The following is a 15296-nucleotide window of genomic DNA, read 5'->3' as shown; positions in this document are numbered from 1 at the left end:
TAGTAGGTGTTACACAGTATACTACGAAAGGAGGTGTGCGGATGGATGCACAGATGAAGCGCGGCTTCCTCGAGGCCTGCGTGCTCGCGGCCGTCTCGGGCGAGGAATCCTACGGCTATCAGATCGTGAAGGACGTGCCCGCGAGTATGGGGCTCACGGAATCCACGCTCTATCCGTTGCTCAAGCGCCTGGAGAAGGCGGGCTGCATCACCGCGCGCTCCGCCGAGCACAACGGGCGGCTGCGGAGGTACTACCGCATCACGGACGCCGGGCGCGAGCGTATCGCCGAGTTCCTCGACGAATGGCCATCCGTGCAGGAGATCTACCGTTACGTGGAGGGGGCGCACCATGACGCGCGATGAGTTCTTGAACCGGCTGGGCGAGCTTCTGGCCTGCCTGCCGGCAGATCAGGTAAAGGAAACGCAGGAGTTCTACGCGGAGGCCATCGCCGACCGTATGGAGGACGGCATGACGGAGGCCGAGGCTGTGGCCGCCATGGGCACGCCCGGTGAGGTCGCCGAGGCAACGCTCGACGAACTGCCCGCCGTGCCGCGCGCGATCGCGAGGACCAAGCGCAAGAGCACGGCACTTCTATGGGCGCTCGCCATCGTGGGCTCTCCGGTATGGATTCCGCTGCTGCTCGCGTTCGTCGCCGTTGCCGCTGCAGTCTACATCTGTATTTGGGTTCTTGCGCTCTGCGTGTGGATCGTGGCCGCGGCATTCGGGGGCGCGGGCCTGGTAGGGCTCCTGTTCGCCGTGGACGGCATCATTATCGGGCATGTTCCGTACGTTTTGGCCTCGATGGGAATGGGATTCGCTTCCATCGGTGTGGCGCTCCTCACGGGAGCCGGCGCCTGGACGGCGTCCAAGCAGATCGCGCGCCTCTCTGCCCTTTGGGCGAAGAAAGCCGTTTCGCCCTTCTGGAAAGATCGAGGCAATAAGAGCCGCATGGGCGCTGAAGCGGCGCCGCTCACGGCATAGGAAGGAGTGCAAACATGTCCAGCGTAAAAAGGATTTACCTTGCCGTAGCGGGTGGGCTTGTTGCCACGGGGCTCGTCCTGGCTGCTATCGGATTTGTGGCCTCCGGCTTTAACCTCGCTGTGTTCAACACGCAGATCGACCTGCGCGATGACACCATCATTCTGGGTGGTGTTGAAATAGACGACCCGACAGGGCTTCCACTCATCGAGCAGCTTGCCGAGGTCGGCGAGATCCATATTGGATCTGCAACGACTGGTTCGTCTTCTCCTCGCAAATGATCGAGCTCGTAGCAGCCGTCCCCCCCCTTCGGGCGCACCACGACGGGCGTGAGCACACCGCGCTCGGAGCCTTTTTGCGAGACCTTCCGTCGCGCTCTTCCTGCGTGGTGAACCGGTCATCGACCGACGAGAGGCTGATGGGAATCTCTCGACTTCGGGCCAATCCCGCTCACCGATCTGGTCTTCCTTCGTGATGCGCACATAAGCGAGCAGACACCGCGCAGAGCTTCAGCGCGGCCGCACTTCCACGTCTATGACGGAGGTGCCCGGCGGCGTCTTGGCGATCCCCTTGTTTGCAGGCGTTAGCGCGTGGGGATCGCCCACTCGGGGGCCGAGGCCGCCGAGGACGGCGGCGAACCTCGCGGTGCCATTCGACATCGCGAGGTTCCCGGACCATGACCACCTGGCCTCGTACCGCGGCATAGCCCCAAGGGTGAGGAGCTTCGGCACGTCGATCAGGGCGCCCGCACAGCGTCGGCCGGTCCGCCGTTCGGCAGAACGGCGGAAGTCCCTAGCCGCCCAGATATGCCTTGCGAACGTTATCGTCGTGCAGGAGCTCCTGTCCGGTACCGGTCATGGTAATCTTGCCGGTCTCGAGCACGTAGCCGCGTGTGGCGATGGAAAGAGCCATCTGTGCGTTTTGCTCGACCAGAAGCACCGTGGTCCCGGCCTTATGCAGATCCTCGACAATCTGGAAGATCTGCTCAATCAGAATTGGCGCCAGGCCCATGGAAGGCTCGTCGAGCATGAGCAGCTTGGGGTTACTCATAAGGGCGCGGCCCATAACGAGCATCTGCTGCTCGCCGCCCGAAAGGGTGCCGGCGACCTGGCGACGGCGCTCCTTCAGGCGCGGGAACTGCTCGTAGACGCGCTCAAGGCCCGGAGCCACCGTTGACTTGGGCTGCGTATAGGCGCCCATTTCCAGGTTCTCCTCGACCGTCATCTGCAAAAAGGCGCGACGACCCTCGGGAACCTGAGCCAGACCCTTACCAACCAGCTTGTCGGCGGGCGTATGGGTAATGTCCTCGCCCATAAACTTGATGGAACCGGTCTTGGAACGCAGCAGGCCCGAGACGGTTTTAAGCGTCGTGGACTTGCCGGCACCGTTCGCGCCGATCAAGGCCACGATCTCGCCCTCGTTGACGTTAAAGGAGATGTCCTTGATGGCGTGGATAGCGCCGTACCAGACGTTGATGTTGTAGACGGAAAGCATCGGCTCTGCCATTTAGTCCTCCCCCTTATCCTGCTTGCCCAGATATGCCTCGATAACGGCATCGTTGTTCTGGATCTCCTCGGCCGTACCCTTGGCGATGACCTTGCCAAAGTTAAGCACGCAGATACCCTCGCAGATATTCATGACGAGCGACATGTCGTGCTCGATAAGCATGATGGCGATACCGAAGGTGTCGCGGATCTTGACGATGTTCGCCATGAGCTCCGCGGTCTCGGACGGGTTCATGCCGGCGGCAGGCTCGTCGAGCAGCAGCAGCTTGGGGTTGGTGGCAAGCGCGCGGACAATCTCCAGACGACGCTGAGCGCCATAGGGAAGCGAGCCGGCCTGTTCATTTGCCAAGTGCTCCATATCAAAAATGGACAGCAGCTCCATGGCGCGCTCATGGGCGGCCTTCTCGTGCTTCCAATACGTCGGCAGGCGCAGCACGCCCTCAAAACCGGAGTAACGCTCCTGGTTGTGCAGGCCGACCTTTACGTTATCCTCCACCGTCATGGTGTTAAACAGGCGGATGTTTTGGAAGGTACGGGCGATGCCCATACGGTTGACCTGGTAGACGGACTTACCCGAGGTATCCTCACCGTCGAGCAGGATGGTTCCGTGCGTGGGCTGGTACACCTTGGTAAGCAGGTTGAAGACCGTGGTCTTGCCGGCACCGTTGGGGCCGATCAGACCGGCGATCTCGGTCTTGCCGATGGTCAGGCTAAAGTCATCGACCGCCTTGAGGCCGCCGAACTCAATGCCCAGGTGGATGCACTCAAGCGCCGGGCGATGACCCAGGTCGCGATCGGGAACAATGGCGCCAGAAGGATACGGGACCATCTTGCCCTTGTTGAACTCAAACTTACTGGGCATCGGCTGCCACCTCCTTCTTGGAAGCAAAACGATCCTCAATACGTGCAAAGAATGCCTTGAGCTGCGGATTGTTGGTAAAGACCATGACCAGAATCAACACGATGGCATAGATGAGCATGCGGTAGTCCGAGAACTGGCGAAGCAGCTCGGGCAGCACCGTGAGCAGTGCGGCCGCAATGACGGAGCCGCGCATATTGCCCAGACCACCCAGGACCACGAACACCAGGATGAGGATGGACGTGTTGAAGTCAAACTTGGTGGCGGAGAGCTGCGAGAAGTTACCGCCAAACAGGGCTCCGGCAGCACCGGCGAGGGCAGCTGAAACCACGAAAGCGATCATGCGGTACTGGGTGACAGAGATACCCACGGACTCGGCAGCGATCTTGTTGTCGCGCACTGCCATGATGGCACGACCGGTACGGCTGCGAACCAGGTTGAGCACAATCACGAGCGCCACCATAACCAGGATGGCACCGGCGAGGAAGGTCGAGTACGTCGACACGCCCGATGCGCCCTGGGCGCCCTTGATGATGGCGGTGCCGTCCTCGAGCAGGTGCAGATCGTCGATTGTGGAGTTACCCGTGATGTTAAAGATCACGTGCAGGCCGCGAGAGTCGACGCCCACGATAAGGCAGGTAACGATCTCTTTGATAATCTCGCCAAAGGCCAAGGTCACAATGGCCAGATAGTCACCGCTCAGGCGAAGGACCGGGATGCCGATCAAAAAGCCCAGGATGGCAGCGGCGATGGCGCCGACCACAATGCTGATGGCCAGGCGAATGGGGTCGGAGGGCACGACGCTCTCGAGGGCGACGGCGGTAACGATGCCCGTATAGGCGCCGACGCTCATAAAGCCTGCGTGGCCCAGCGACAAGTCGCCCGCGATGCCGACGACAAGGTTGAGCGAGATGGCCATGACGATGTAGGCCGTGATGGGGACCAGCTGACCGGCGATCATGCGCGGGATCATATGGTTGGACTGCATAAAGAACACGATGGCGAATGCCACGATGCACATGGCGTACGTGACAAAGTCGTGACGCGTCTGCTTGTCTTTAAGGAACTTCATAGCGCTCACCTACACCTTCTCGGGGACGTACTTGCCCAAGAGGCCGGCAGGCTTGACGAGCAGGACGATAATCAGAACACCAAAGACGATGGAGTTGGCAAGACTCGTGGAAATGTAGGCCTGGGCCATCGCCTCGATGATACCGATGAGAATGCCGCCGACAAAGGCACCGGGAATGGAGCCGATGCCGCCGAAGACGGCAGCGTCGAAAGCCTTGATGCCGGGCATGGCGCCCGTGGTGGGCTGCAGCACCGGCGAGTAGGAGCACAGAAGCACGCCGGCGATAGCGGCAAGTGCCGAGCCGATGGCAAACGTCATCGAGATGGTGCGGTTGACGTTGATGCCCATGAGCTGAGCGGCGGCCTTGTCCTCGGACACGGCACGCATGGCCTTGCCCATCTTGGTCTTACCCGTAAAGAATACCAGGCCGGCCATGATCACCAGGCAGGCGACGATGGTGACGAGCGATACGGCGCTCACGTTGTACTTGGCCAAGAACTCCGGCACTGGGAAGGTGACGAGCGAAGTAAAGTTCTTGGGCGTGGCGCCCCACAGGAGCTGCGCGGCATTCTGCAGGAAGTAGGACACGCCGATAGCCGTGATCAAAACGGCCAGCGGGCCCGCCTGACGCAGCGGCTTATAGGCCAGGCCCTCAATGAGAACACCGAGAACCGTGCAGACCGCGCAAGAGAGAATTACAGATGCCCAGCCCGGGAGGCCGAGATACGACGTGGCGCAGAACGAGACATAGGCACCAACCATGATGACGTCGCCGTGAGCGAAGTTCAGCATCTTGGCGATACCGTAGACCATGGTGTAGCCCAACGCGATGATGGCGTAGACGCTGCCCATGGACAGGCCGTTGACCAGGTATTGGATAAAGACCGTCATGTTCCACATCCCCCTTTCGAATAGGTTTCCAGTTGATGTATGAAACAGGGACGTTACGTTGCCCCTAGATACCAAGCAAGCAGGGAAGGCCAAAACCTCCCCTGCTTGGGACCAAAACCGCTCTATGTAAGGCGGCCAATTAGGCCTGTACGTACTTGCCGTCAGTGATGACGTACGCAGTCGGGTCCTTCTGGACCTGGCCCTTGTCGTTCCAGGAGAGCTTGCCGGTCAGGCCGTCAACGGTAATGTTGCACATGGCCTCGGGCAGTTTCTCGGCGACTTCGGTTGGATCAGCGTCGACGCCAAGGCCGGCCTCCTTGAGGGCCTCGGCCACAGCATGCACGCCGTCATAGGCGTCGGCGGCAAACTGGTCGGGAGTATCGCCGTACTTATCCTTGTAGGCATTGACGAAGTCGGCGTTCTTCTCGTCGTCGGCGGAAAACGGGGTCATGAGCAGCAGGCCCTCGGCAAGAGAGGTGTCGAAGCCCTCCACGCCCAGGATGCCGTCCATGCCGTCGCAGCCCATCATCTTGACGTCATAACCCATATCCTTGGCATTCTTGAGCAGGACGGAGGCCGGAGTGTAGTAGATCGGCGCGAAGATCATGGTGGCGCCAGCCTGCTTAGCCTTGGTCAGCTGGTTGGTAAAGCTCGTGGCGGAGTCGTCCTTAAAGGTCTCCTCGTCGACAATCTCGAGCTTGGACTTAGCAGCCTGGGCCTTAAAGGCATCCGCGACACCCGAAGAATAGGCGTCGCCGGAGTTATAGAACAGCACGAACTTCTCGTCCGCATACTTCTCTGCCAGGAATTTGGCGGCGTTGACGCCTTGGTTGGGATCGGTAAAGCAGACCTGGAAGACGCAATCCTTGCCGTCGGTGACGTCCTCGGAGGACGCGGACGGGGTAATCATAAACGTCTGGGGGTTGTTGCCGCACTCGGCGGCAACGGCAACCGACGCACCCGTGGTGGTCGGGCCGACGAGGGCCTGCATGCCCCAGTCGAGCAGGGTGTTGAAGGCGTTAACGGCCTTCTCGCCGTCGGCCTGGTCGCCCTCGGCCTTGCTGACAAGCGGTAGCTCCTTGGTCGAGAAATCCTTGCAGCCAAGCTCGACGCCCTGGGTAACGGACTTGCCGTACGACGCGGCGGCACCGGTCAGCGGGCCGATGGTGCCGATCTTAAACGAAGCGTCGCTCGAAGCGGAACCGCTGTCGCCGCCGTTGGAGGAGCAGCCAGCTAGAATGGACATTGCCCCCAGACCTGCTGCGCTCGCGATAACGCTCCTGCGATTCATAACAGGGTTCAATGACTTACCGGTGAGGCTCGACATGCGGCTCTCCTCTCAAATCTCGTCGGGTTTTGGCTGCCCGACAGGCCATCCTTCGCCGTGCTCGGCGTTCGCAAAATAGTAGACGCTTTAGTTAGGAAAAGTGGCGATTATTTCAACTTTTCTTTGGATTTGTTCATTTATCCATAGTTCTGCGTATTCCTACTACTTTATGCAGTAATGCCACTTTATTATGTAAAAGTAATGTTTCCATTCTGTTACAAGCGTTCCCGCTCTCAATAAACATGGTGCCCCCCCCTTTCGCTGGCCGCGACGCGTCCGTCTTGCGGTACAGGGCAAACCTTATGGCGCAAACGCTGACAGTTTGTTATGGGAGTTCGTTTGTAGCGAGCGTGTTTCCAATATTTCCGCAGCGTTTCGGGGGTAGCGTTTTGCACAGCTCCGGCTGCCTGGCAAGCACGCGCCCGCACTTCACGCTAGAATGCACTCAACCTATAAGCAGTTAATCCATCCACAAGATGCACGAAGGAGCTATCTATGAGCGAACCCCTGCGCACCGTGAACGTCGGTCTGATCGGCCTGGGAACCGTCGGCGGCGGCGTGGCCCGTCTGATCAAGAGCCACCACGATGAGTACCTGGCAGCCTACGGCATCGACCTTAAGCTGACCCGCGCCTGCGCGCTTGCTTGGGAGCAGGCCGAGGCGGCAGGCATTGAGCGCGAGGCCTTTACGAGCGACTGGCACGACGTCGTCACCGACCCCGCCATCGACATCGTCGTCGAGCTGATCGGCGGCGAGCACCCCGCAACCGAGATCTTCACCACCGCCTTTGAGCACGGCAAGCATGTCGTCTCTGCCAACAAGGCCCTGCTGGGCCGTCACGTCGAAACGCTTGCCGAGAAGGCGCGCGCGTGCGGCGTGCAGATTAAGTGCGAGGCCAGCTGCGGCGGCGGCATCCCCATCGTCAGCACGCTTGAGCACGACCTGGTGGGCAACAAGATCCTGACCATCGCCGGCATCCTCAACGGCACCACCAACTACATCCTGTCGCGCATGGACGCCGAGGGCGCCGATTACGCCGATGTGCTCGCCGACGCACAGGCCAAGGGCTATGCCGAGGCCAACCCGTCCGCAGACGTCGACGGCTTCGACGCCGCCAGCAAGACGGCAATCCTCGCCTCCATCGGCTTTGGCACCCGCGTGACCACCGACGATGTGTACCAGCAGGGTATCCGCACCATCGGCGCCGAGGACATCACCCAGGCCCGCGAGCTCGGCTACACCATTAAGCTGCTGGGCATCGCCCGCAACACCGACGTCGGCGTCGACGTCCGCGTGCATCCCACGCTGATCCCCGCCGACCACATGCTTGCCAAGGTCAACGGCGCCATGAACGCTGTCTACGTGGTAGGCGACGCCGTGGGCGAGACCATGTTCTACGGTGCCGGCGCAGGCTCCTTCCCCACCGCGAGCGCCGTCGTGGGCGATATCCTGTCGCTCTCCGAGCAGATCAGCCGCGGCGTGGCTCCGCTGCCCGAGATTGAGCCCTATGGCCACAACCTCGCCTTTAAGCCCATGGACGAGCTCCAGACCAAGTACTATGTGCGCCTGAAGGTCGCCGACCGCGTGGGCGCCCTGTCCGAGACGGTCGATATCTTTGCCAAGCACAACATCTCGATCTCGCTCATCAACCAGGTCGAGGACGGCAAGTCGGGCGTCAGCGATGCCTGCTCGGTCATCTTCCTGACGCACCGCGCGCTCGAGAAGGACGTCCAGGCTGCCGCCGCCGAGCTTGCCAGCGTCGACTGCGTGGCCGAGGTCGCCAACGTCCTGCGCATCGAGGACGTCGAGGCTTGGACCGAAGGCGTCATGGCCAACTAACCCAACGCTCGCCCAGCAATACGCACTTTGAGGGCTCCCGTCCGACGTGGGACGGGAGCCCTTTTGTCACCTGCCCTAAGCACAACGGCAGAGCATATTTGCGCGAGCCGCTCATCGGTAACACGGGCTACCGTTCACCGATATGCAAACGCGACCGATTCCGGCTACCGCTACGCTGTGCTGCGTATATCCGCCCGCATAGAGAGGAAGCACCATGTTGCTCGAGGGCAAGAAAGCGATCATCACCGGAGGCACGCGCGGTATCGGCTATGCCATCGCCTGCCGTTTTATCGAGGAAGGTGCTGCCGTCACCGTCTTTGGCTCGCGCCAGGAGACTGCCGACGCTGCCGTTGAGAAACTGACGACCGCTTATCCCGAGGCCAAGGTCTGGGGCCGCTCCTGCGACCTCACCTCGCTCGAGGCCGTAACCGAGGCCTTCGCCGCGGCTGCCGACGATATGGGCGGCTTGGACACCGTCGTCAACAATGCCGGCATCTCCCAGCGCTCTCCCCTTTTGGACTACACGGCCGAGGAGTTTGCAAAGGTCATGGACCTCAACGTCGTCGCTGTCTTTAATGGCCACCAGGCTGCCGCCAAGATCATGACCGAGGCCGGCCACGGCGGCACCATCACCACCACGAGCTCGATGGTCGCCAAGTACGGCCAGCCCTCCGGTGTCGGCTACCCCACGTCCAAGTTTGCCGTCAACGGCATGGTCCAGTCGCTCTCGCGCGAGCTCGCCCCCATGGGCATTCGCGTCAACGCCGTCGCCCCCGGTGTGACCAAGACCGATATGGTCGCCAACCTGCCCGAAGAGGTCATCAAGCCCATCATCGCCACCATTCCGCTGGGCCGCATGGGCGAGCCCGAGGATGTCGCCAACGCCTTTGTCTTCCTGGCGAGCGACATGTCCGCCTACGTCACGGGCGCCATCCTCCCCGTCGACGGAGCCGCCCGCTCCTAAAGGTCGCAAGCCACAGCTTTAAACCTCAACCGAGCTCAACGCAAGAAGGTGCGCTGCCTGCATCAACCGCAGGCAGCGCACCTTCTTCTATTCGAAAAGGAAACTGCGTCCCATAATTCCGGCTCAGAATGGGATGCGCTTTCCCTAACGAGCCTCTCGCGGAAACTGCATCCCACTCTGAGCGCCCATTCCGGGACACAGTTTCCCAACGCTCCCCGTTTCGGAAACCACATCCCGTTCCGAGCCTTCAAAGCGGGACGCGGCTTCCCCGAGAAAGTATCGACTACTTACCGTCGTCGTCTTCGGCTTCTTCGCGCGCATAGAGCTCCAGCATGCGGCGGCGGTATTCGCGCACAGCGAGCTTGGCGCGCTCCAGGCGGCGGCGCTCACGCGGAGTCAGCTCGGACGGGTCGACCTCGTCTCCATAGGTCTTATCGGCAAGCAGGTGCGCCGCGTCCACAATGCGCGCATCGATGTGGCCGCTCGCTGCCTCGGCGGAAAGACGCTCGGCAATCGTATCGAGCGTAGGCAGGCCCTCGAATACGCGACCATGGCCATGCGAGGTCAGCAGCTCGTGCTCGCGCGCGAGCAAGCTCGCTAGGTCGTGGTGGGCGCGCAAGATGTCGAGCGCATCGGATGGATGCTCGGCAACCTCTGCCACGGCGGCGACCGGTGCGGCATCCACCACGCGGTAGAAGAGCTGCGCGAGCAATGGCATCAAGAACACCGTGATGGCACCGGCGGCAACCATAACCGACGCGATGTCTTGCGACAGCGCGCCCGCGTTGACGGCAACGCTCGTCACGGCAACGATGATCGGCAGTGCCGTGGTGCAGTACAGGGCAACGGTAATGCGACCGTACGCCGACACATCGCGCGTCGCAGGACAAATGCTCATAGAGATAAGAATGGGCACCGCGCGAATGATCAACAACGCCACGATAAAGCCCACGAGTAGGCCAGGGCGCGATGCTACAGCCGTCAGGTCAATCTTGGCACCCGACACGGTAAAGAATACCGGGATCAAAAAGCCATAGGCAAGGCCATCGAGTTTAAGCTCGAGCGTATGGTTGCCCTCGGGGATGATATAGCGCAAGACAAAGCCGGCGGCAAAAGAACCCAACACGATGTCGAGATCAAAGACGGCCGAGAACGCCACGAGTGTGACCAGGATGAGCACCGTCAGGCGCACGAAGGTCTGTGACGTGGTATCGGCGCGTTCCTCGACAAACGCAAAGAAGCGGCTGCCGACGCGCTTGGAGCGGCTTGGGACCACGGCCAGCAACACGCAAACCACCGCAAACAAGCCAAGGATTACAAGCGTTTGAATGCCAGTGCGGGCAGACAGCAGCACCGACATAGCAAGCACGGGCCCAAGTTCGCCCCAGGTGCCATACGCGAGAATCGAGTCGCCCACGCGTGTGCCGGCGAGCGAACGCTCACGCATGATGGGCACGAGCGTGCCGAGCGCCGTCGAAGTGAGGGCAAGCGTCACGGCGATACCGTCGAAATGGCTGACCGAGAACCACGGGGTAAAGCGCACGGCGAGCCAGGCGATACCAAACGTGACGACCCACGTCGCCAAACCGTAGCGTCCCTCGACGCCCGTGATGCTCTTGGGGTCGATCTCAAAGCCGGCAAGCAGGAACAAAAAGGCCAGACCGAGCTCGGACACGAGCGAGACCTCGGCATCTACATGGATGACGCCGAGCATATGGGGTCCCAGCACCGCGCCGAGCACGAGCAAAAAGACCGTCTCGGGAACGGGTTTTCCAGGAATCGCCGAGGCGATAAAAGGACTCGCAAAGGCCACGAGTGCGATGATGGCGAGCGAAACGAATGCCATGTGATGCCTTTCTCTTGTTTGCGCTTCACTGTAGCACCCTCGCCGTCCTCAACGCGCCGCGAGCTGTCGTATCATAGTGAGGTTTACAAACATGTGGCTCAAGGCGACCGCAGGGCAGACCCCGCAAACCGACCGCTGCCGCATACCGTACCGTACGCCCAACCGATCAGGAAGGCAGGAACCAATGGTCTCTCGTATCTACGTGGAGAAGAAACCCGGGTTCGACGTCGAGGCTCAGCAGCTCAAGGGCGAGCTGACCGAAATTCTCGGCATCAAGGGCATCGAGGCCCTGAGGATCATCAACCGCTACGACGTCGAGGGCATCGACGAGGAGCTTTTCCGCTCCTGTGTGCCGACCGTCTTTAGCGAGCCCCAGGTCGATGTGACCTACGACGAGCTCCCCGCAAGCGATGGCGCCGTCTTTGCCGTCGAATTCCTGCCTGGCCAGTTTGACCAGCGCGCCGACTCCGCCAGCGAGTGCGTGCAGCTCATCAGCCAGGGCGAGCGCCCCGCCGTGCGCTCCGCCAAGGTCTATATGATCTCGGGCGCCCTGGACGAAGCCGCCATCGAGGCCATCAAGCACTACGTGGTGAACCCCGTCGAGGCGCGCATCGCCTCGCTCGACCTGCCCGAGACGCTGTACATGGAGACCCCCGAGCCCCAGCCCGTCGAAGTGCTCGACGGCTTCCGCGAGCTCGATGAGGCCGGCCTTGTCGCCTTTATCTCCGAGCGCGGTCTTGCCATGGACGAGGCGGACATCGCCTTCTGCCAGCAGTACTTCCGCGATGAGGACCGTGACCCCACCATCACCGAGATCCGCGTGATCGACACCTACTGGTCCGATCACTGCCGCCACACCACCTTCGGCACCGTCCTGGATGATGTGACGATCGATGACGCCGTGGTGCAGCAGGCCTTCGACCGCTACATGGAGATGCGCCACGAACTCGGTCGCGACGCCAAGCCCGTCTGCCTCATGGACATGGGCACCATCGGCGCCAAGTACCTTAAGAAGACCGGCGTCATGACCGATGTCGATGAGTCCGAGGAGATCAACGCCTGCACCGTCAAGGTGAAGGTCGATGTCGACGGCGAGGACCAGGACTGGCTGTTCCTGTTTAAGAACGAGACCCACAACCACCCGACCGAGATCGAGCCCTTCGGCGGTGCTGCCACTTGCGTGGGCGGCGCTATCCGCGACCCGCTCTCGGGCCGCAGCTATGTGTATCAGGCCATGCGCGTCACCGGTGCCGGCGACCCCACCGTCCCCGTGTCCGAGACGCTCGAGGGCAAGCTGCCGCAGCGCAAGCTCGTAACCACCGCTGCCGCCGGCTACTCCAGCTACGGCAACCAGATCGGCCTTGCCACCGGCCAGGTCAACGAGCTCTATCACCCCGGCTACGTGGCCAAGCGCATGGAGGTCGGCGCCGTCGTGGGCGCTACCCCGGCAAACCACGTGCGCCGCGAGTGCCCCGCCCCCACCGACAAGATCATCCTGCTGGGCGGCCGCACCGGCCGCGACGGCATCGGTGGCGCCACCGGCTCCTCCAAGACCCAGAACACCGAGTCCATCGAGACCTCGGGCGCCGAAGTCCAGAAGGGCAACGCCCCGGTCGAGCGCAAGCTGCAGCGTTTGTTCCGCCGCGGCGACGCCTGCCGCCTGATCAAGCGCTGCAACGACTTTGGCGCCGGCGGCGTCTCGGTTGCCGTGGGCGAGCTTGCCGACGGCCTGTATGTCGACCTGGACACCGTGACCAAGAAGTACGACGGCCTGGACGGCACTGAGCTCGCCATCTCCGAGTCCCAGGAGCGCATGGCCTGCGCCGTCGCCGACGATGACGTCGAGGAGTTCATGGGCTACGCCGCCGAGGAGAACCTCGAGGCGACCGTTATCGCCGAGGTTACCGCCGAGCCGCGCATGCGCATGGCCTGGAACGGTGTCGCCATCGTCGACCTGTCCCGTGAGTTCCTCAACTCCAACGGTGCACCCAAGCACCAGGTCGCCCACGTCTGTGCCCGCAGCGTGTGGCAGCCCAGCTGGGCCGGCACCACGCTTGCCGAGCGCATGACCTCGCTTGTCACCGACCTCAACGTCGCCTCCAACAAGGGCCTTTCCGAGCGCTTCGACTCCACCATCGGTGCCGCAACCGTGCTCATGCCTTTTGGCGGCAAGACGCAGCTCACCCCGAGCTCTGCCATGGTCGCCAAGTTCCCCGTGGATGGCGAGACCACCACGGCGAGCGCCATGGCATGGGGCTTCAACCCCTACCTGATGGAGGCCGACCAGTTTGCAGGCGCCTACCTGTCCGTGGTTGAGTCCATCGCCAAGCTCGTGGCCGCCGGCTTTGAGCACAAGCGCGCCTATCTCTCCTTCCAGGAGTACTTCGAGCGTCTGCGCACCGAGGCCGAGCGCTGGGGCAAGCCCACGGCAGCCGTCCTGGGCGCCCTCATGGCCCAAGTCGACCTGGGTGCCGGCGCCATCGGTGGCAAGGATTCCATGAGCGGCTCGTTTGAGGACGAGGCCGGCGAGCTCAACGTTCCGCCGACCCTCATCAGCTTCGCCATGGCCGTGGGCAAGGCCGCCCGTGCCGTCTCGCCCGAGTTCAAGGGTCTGACGCACCGCGTCGTCCGTATCGCCCCCGCCACCTATGGCGAAGACTACCGCCCCGACGCCCAGCAGCTGCTCGCCGCGTTTGACGCCGTCGAGGCGCTCACTGCTACCGGCGACGCCCTGGCCGTCTCCACGCCCGGCTACGGCTGCGGCGCCGAGAGCCTCTTTAAGATGTGCGTCGGCAACCAGATCGGTATCGAGCTTGCCGAGGATGTGGACGTGGAGAGCTTCTTCACCCCGCTCTACGGCAGCTTTATCGTCGAGCTCGCCGATGACGCCGAGCTGCCCGAGGTCGCCGACGGCGTTGTCGTCGAGCCCCTGGGCACCACCGTCGAGGGCTATGCCATCGATACCGGCTCCGAGGTCATCGAGCTCTCCGAGCTCCAGGAGGCCTGGGAGAGCGGCATCGAGGGCGTCTTTGCCTACCGCAGCGCCGGCGAGACCCCCGAGGTCGAGACCATCAACTTCCGCGCCAAGGATATCCACGTGTACGGCGGCGCCAAGATCGCCCGTCCGCGCGTGATCATCCCGGTGTTCCCCGGCAACAACTGCGAGTACGACAGCGCCCGCGCCTTCCGTGCCGCCGGTGCCGAGGCCGACACCTTCGTGATCAACAACCTCACGCCCGAGGCCGTCGCCGAGAGCACCCACGAGCTTGCCCGCCGCATCCGTGCAAGCCAGATCGTCATGATCCCCGGTGGCTTCTCGGGCGGTGACGAGCCCGACGGCTCCGCCAAGTTCATCACGGCGTTCTTCCGCGCTCCCGAGGTCACCGAGGCAGTCCGCGACCTGCTCAAGGCCCGCGACGGCCTGATGCTGGGCATCTGCAACGGCTTCCAGGCTCTGGTCAAGCTCGGCCTGGTGCCCTACGGTGACATCGTCGACGCCACGCCCGATACGCCCACGTTGACGTTCAACACCATCGGTCGCCACCAGAGCCGTCTGGTGCGCACCCGCATCTCGTCCAACTTGTCCCCGTGGCTGTCGCAGTGCAGCCTGGACGACCCCTACACCGTAGCCATCAGCCACGGCGAGGGCCGCTTTGTCGCCAATGACGAAGTGCTCGCCCAGCTGATCGCCAACGGCCAGGTCGCCACGCAGTACGTGGGCGAGAACGGCAAGCCCAGCATGGATCTCTCCGTCAACCCCAACGGCTCCGCACTCGCCATCGAGGGCATCACGAGCCCCGACGGCCGCGTCCTGGGCAAGATGGGCCATGCCGAGCGTCGCGGCGACAACCTGTACCGCAACGTGCCCGAGCATGTCCCCGGCGATAAGTTCATGCCGATCTTTGAGAGCGGCGTGGCCTACTTCGCTTAAACCTTTCCCATCGGGTACAATCCCCTCGGGTAACAACACCCGCCACCGACACATCCGGTGGCGGGTTCTTTTTTGCTTCGCGCA

At 62.4% G+C, this 15296-nt stretch carries 12 protein-coding genes; 6 read left to right on the top strand and 6 right to left on the bottom strand.

The annotated features are described in order from the left end of the window. The first annotated feature begins 41 nt into the window (after positions 1-41). The 3 genes from DW850_RS04525 to DW850_RS04515 are packed head-to-tail and all read left to right on the top strand — an operon-like array spanning position 42 to position 1259. A complete protein-coding gene (locus tag DW850_RS04525; protein ID WP_199575535.1) occupies positions 42-362 on the top strand; it encodes a PadR family transcriptional regulator in 321 nt (106 codons plus the stop codon). Continuing rightward, on the top strand, positions 349-981 hold the full coding sequence (locus DW850_RS04520) for a DUF1700 domain-containing protein (RefSeq protein WP_117655177.1): 633 nt from the start codon (positions 349-351) through the stop codon (positions 979-981). Before DW850_RS04525 ends, DW850_RS04520 begins: the two co-directional genes overlap by 14 nt. Positions 982-995: 14 nt before the next feature. Continuing rightward, positions 996-1259, top strand: a complete 264-nt coding sequence (locus DW850_RS04515) for a hypothetical protein (RefSeq protein ID WP_117786370.1) — start codon at positions 996-998, stop codon at positions 1257-1259. 511 nt (positions 1260-1770) lie between these two features. Here the strand turns inward: DW850_RS04515 and DW850_RS04510 are convergent. From DW850_RS04510 to DW850_RS04490, 5 genes are all read right to left on the bottom strand, one after another. Continuing rightward, entirely contained in the window at positions 1771-2472 is a 702-nt protein-coding gene (locus DW850_RS04510; protein WP_035137222.1) for an ABC transporter ATP-binding protein, read from the bottom strand. A gap of 12 nt (positions 2473-2484) precedes the next feature. Continuing rightward, positions 2485-3345 (bottom strand): ABC transporter ATP-binding protein, encoded by an 861-nt coding sequence (locus DW850_RS04505; RefSeq protein ID WP_117786369.1) that lies wholly within the window; start codon positions 3343-3345, stop codon positions 2485-2487. Then, the gene (locus tag DW850_RS04500; RefSeq protein WP_117786368.1) at positions 3335-4414 is read right to left on the bottom strand and encodes a branched-chain amino acid ABC transporter permease; all 1080 of its coding nucleotides are present in this window, start codon (positions 4412-4414) and stop codon (positions 3335-3337) included. Before DW850_RS04500 ends, DW850_RS04505 begins: the two co-directional genes overlap by 11 nt. A gap of 9 nt (positions 4415-4423) precedes the next feature. Then, positions 4424-5305, bottom strand: a complete 882-nt coding sequence (locus tag DW850_RS04495) for a branched-chain amino acid ABC transporter permease (protein ID WP_117736810.1) — start codon at positions 5303-5305, stop codon at positions 4424-4426. 139 nt (positions 5306-5444) lie between these two features. Then, complete coding sequence (locus DW850_RS04490) at positions 5445-6632, bottom strand: ABC transporter substrate-binding protein (RefSeq protein WP_117786367.1); 1188 nt, start codon at positions 6630-6632, stop codon at positions 5445-5447. 495 nt (positions 6633-7127) lie between these two features. Between DW850_RS04490 and DW850_RS04485 the strand changes: the two genes are divergently transcribed. Then, entirely contained in the window at positions 7128-8471 is a 1344-nt protein-coding gene (locus DW850_RS04485; RefSeq protein ID WP_117786366.1) for a homoserine dehydrogenase, read from the top strand. Between the two features lie 214 nt (positions 8472-8685). Then, positions 8686-9435 carry an SDR family NAD(P)-dependent oxidoreductase gene (locus tag DW850_RS04480; protein ID WP_117786365.1) on the top strand — a complete coding sequence of 250 codons (750 nt, stop codon included), beginning with the start codon at positions 8686-8688 and terminating at the stop codon, positions 9433-9435. Positions 9436-9718: 283 nt separating this feature from the next. Here DW850_RS04480 and DW850_RS04475 read toward each other — a convergent pair whose 3' ends face one another. Then, positions 9719-11281, bottom strand: a complete 1563-nt coding sequence (locus DW850_RS04475; protein ID WP_117786364.1) for a cation:proton antiporter — start codon at positions 11279-11281, stop codon at positions 9719-9721. A 184-nt stretch (positions 11282-11465) separates the two neighbouring features. Between DW850_RS04475 and DW850_RS04470 the strand changes: the two genes are divergently transcribed. Then, positions 11466-15212 carry a phosphoribosylformylglycinamidine synthase gene (locus DW850_RS04470; RefSeq protein ID WP_117786363.1) on the top strand — a complete coding sequence of 1249 codons (3747 nt, stop codon included), beginning with the start codon at positions 11466-11468 and terminating at the stop codon, positions 15210-15212. The last annotated feature ends 84 nt before the right edge of the window (positions 15213-15296 follow it).

Source organism: Collinsella sp. AM36-4AA (assembly GCF_003467795.1).
In the GTDB taxonomy this organism is placed as follows: domain Bacteria; phylum Actinomycetota; class Coriobacteriia; order Coriobacteriales; family Coriobacteriaceae; genus Collinsella.
This window is presented reverse-complemented; position numbering and strand designations above follow the sequence as displayed.

Excerpts from the sequence above, each read along its gene's own strand:
- DW850_RS04525 (WP_199575535.1), top strand. The coding sequence starts at position 42 with ATGGATGCACAGATGAAGCGCGGCTTCCTCGAGGCCTGCGTGCTCGCG.
- DW850_RS04520 (WP_117655177.1), top strand. The coding sequence starts at position 349 with ATGACGCGCGATGAGTTCTTGAACCGGCTGGGCGAGCTTCTGGCCTGC.
- DW850_RS04515 (WP_117786370.1), top strand. The coding sequence starts at position 996 with ATGTCCAGCGTAAAAAGGATTTACCTTGCCGTAGCGGGTGGGCTTGTT.
- DW850_RS04510 (WP_035137222.1), bottom strand. The coding sequence starts at position 2,472 with ATGCTTTCCGTCTACAACATCAACGTCTGGTACGGCGCTATCCACGCC.
- DW850_RS04505 (WP_117786369.1), bottom strand. The coding sequence starts at position 3,345 with ATGCCCAGTAAGTTTGAGTTCAACAAGGGCAAGATGGTCCCGTATCCT.
- DW850_RS04500 (WP_117786368.1), bottom strand. The coding sequence starts at position 4,414 with ATGAAGTTCCTTAAAGACAAGCAGACGCGTCACGACTTTGTCACGTAC.
- DW850_RS04495 (WP_117736810.1), bottom strand. The coding sequence starts at position 5,305 with ATGACGGTCTTTATCCAATACCTGGTCAACGGCCTGTCCATGGGCAGC.
- DW850_RS04490 (WP_117786367.1), bottom strand. The coding sequence starts at position 6,632 with ATGTCGAGCCTCACCGGTAAGTCATTGAACCCTGTTATGAATCGCAGG.
- DW850_RS04485 (WP_117786366.1), top strand. The coding sequence starts at position 7,128 with ATGAGCGAACCCCTGCGCACCGTGAACGTCGGTCTGATCGGCCTGGGA.
- DW850_RS04480 (WP_117786365.1), top strand. The coding sequence starts at position 8,686 with ATGTTGCTCGAGGGCAAGAAAGCGATCATCACCGGAGGCACGCGCGGT.
- DW850_RS04475 (WP_117786364.1), bottom strand. The coding sequence starts at position 11,281 with ATGGCATTCGTTTCGCTCGCCATCATCGCACTCGTGGCCTTTGCGAGT.
- DW850_RS04470 (WP_117786363.1), top strand. The coding sequence starts at position 11,466 with ATGGTCTCTCGTATCTACGTGGAGAAGAAACCCGGGTTCGACGTCGAG.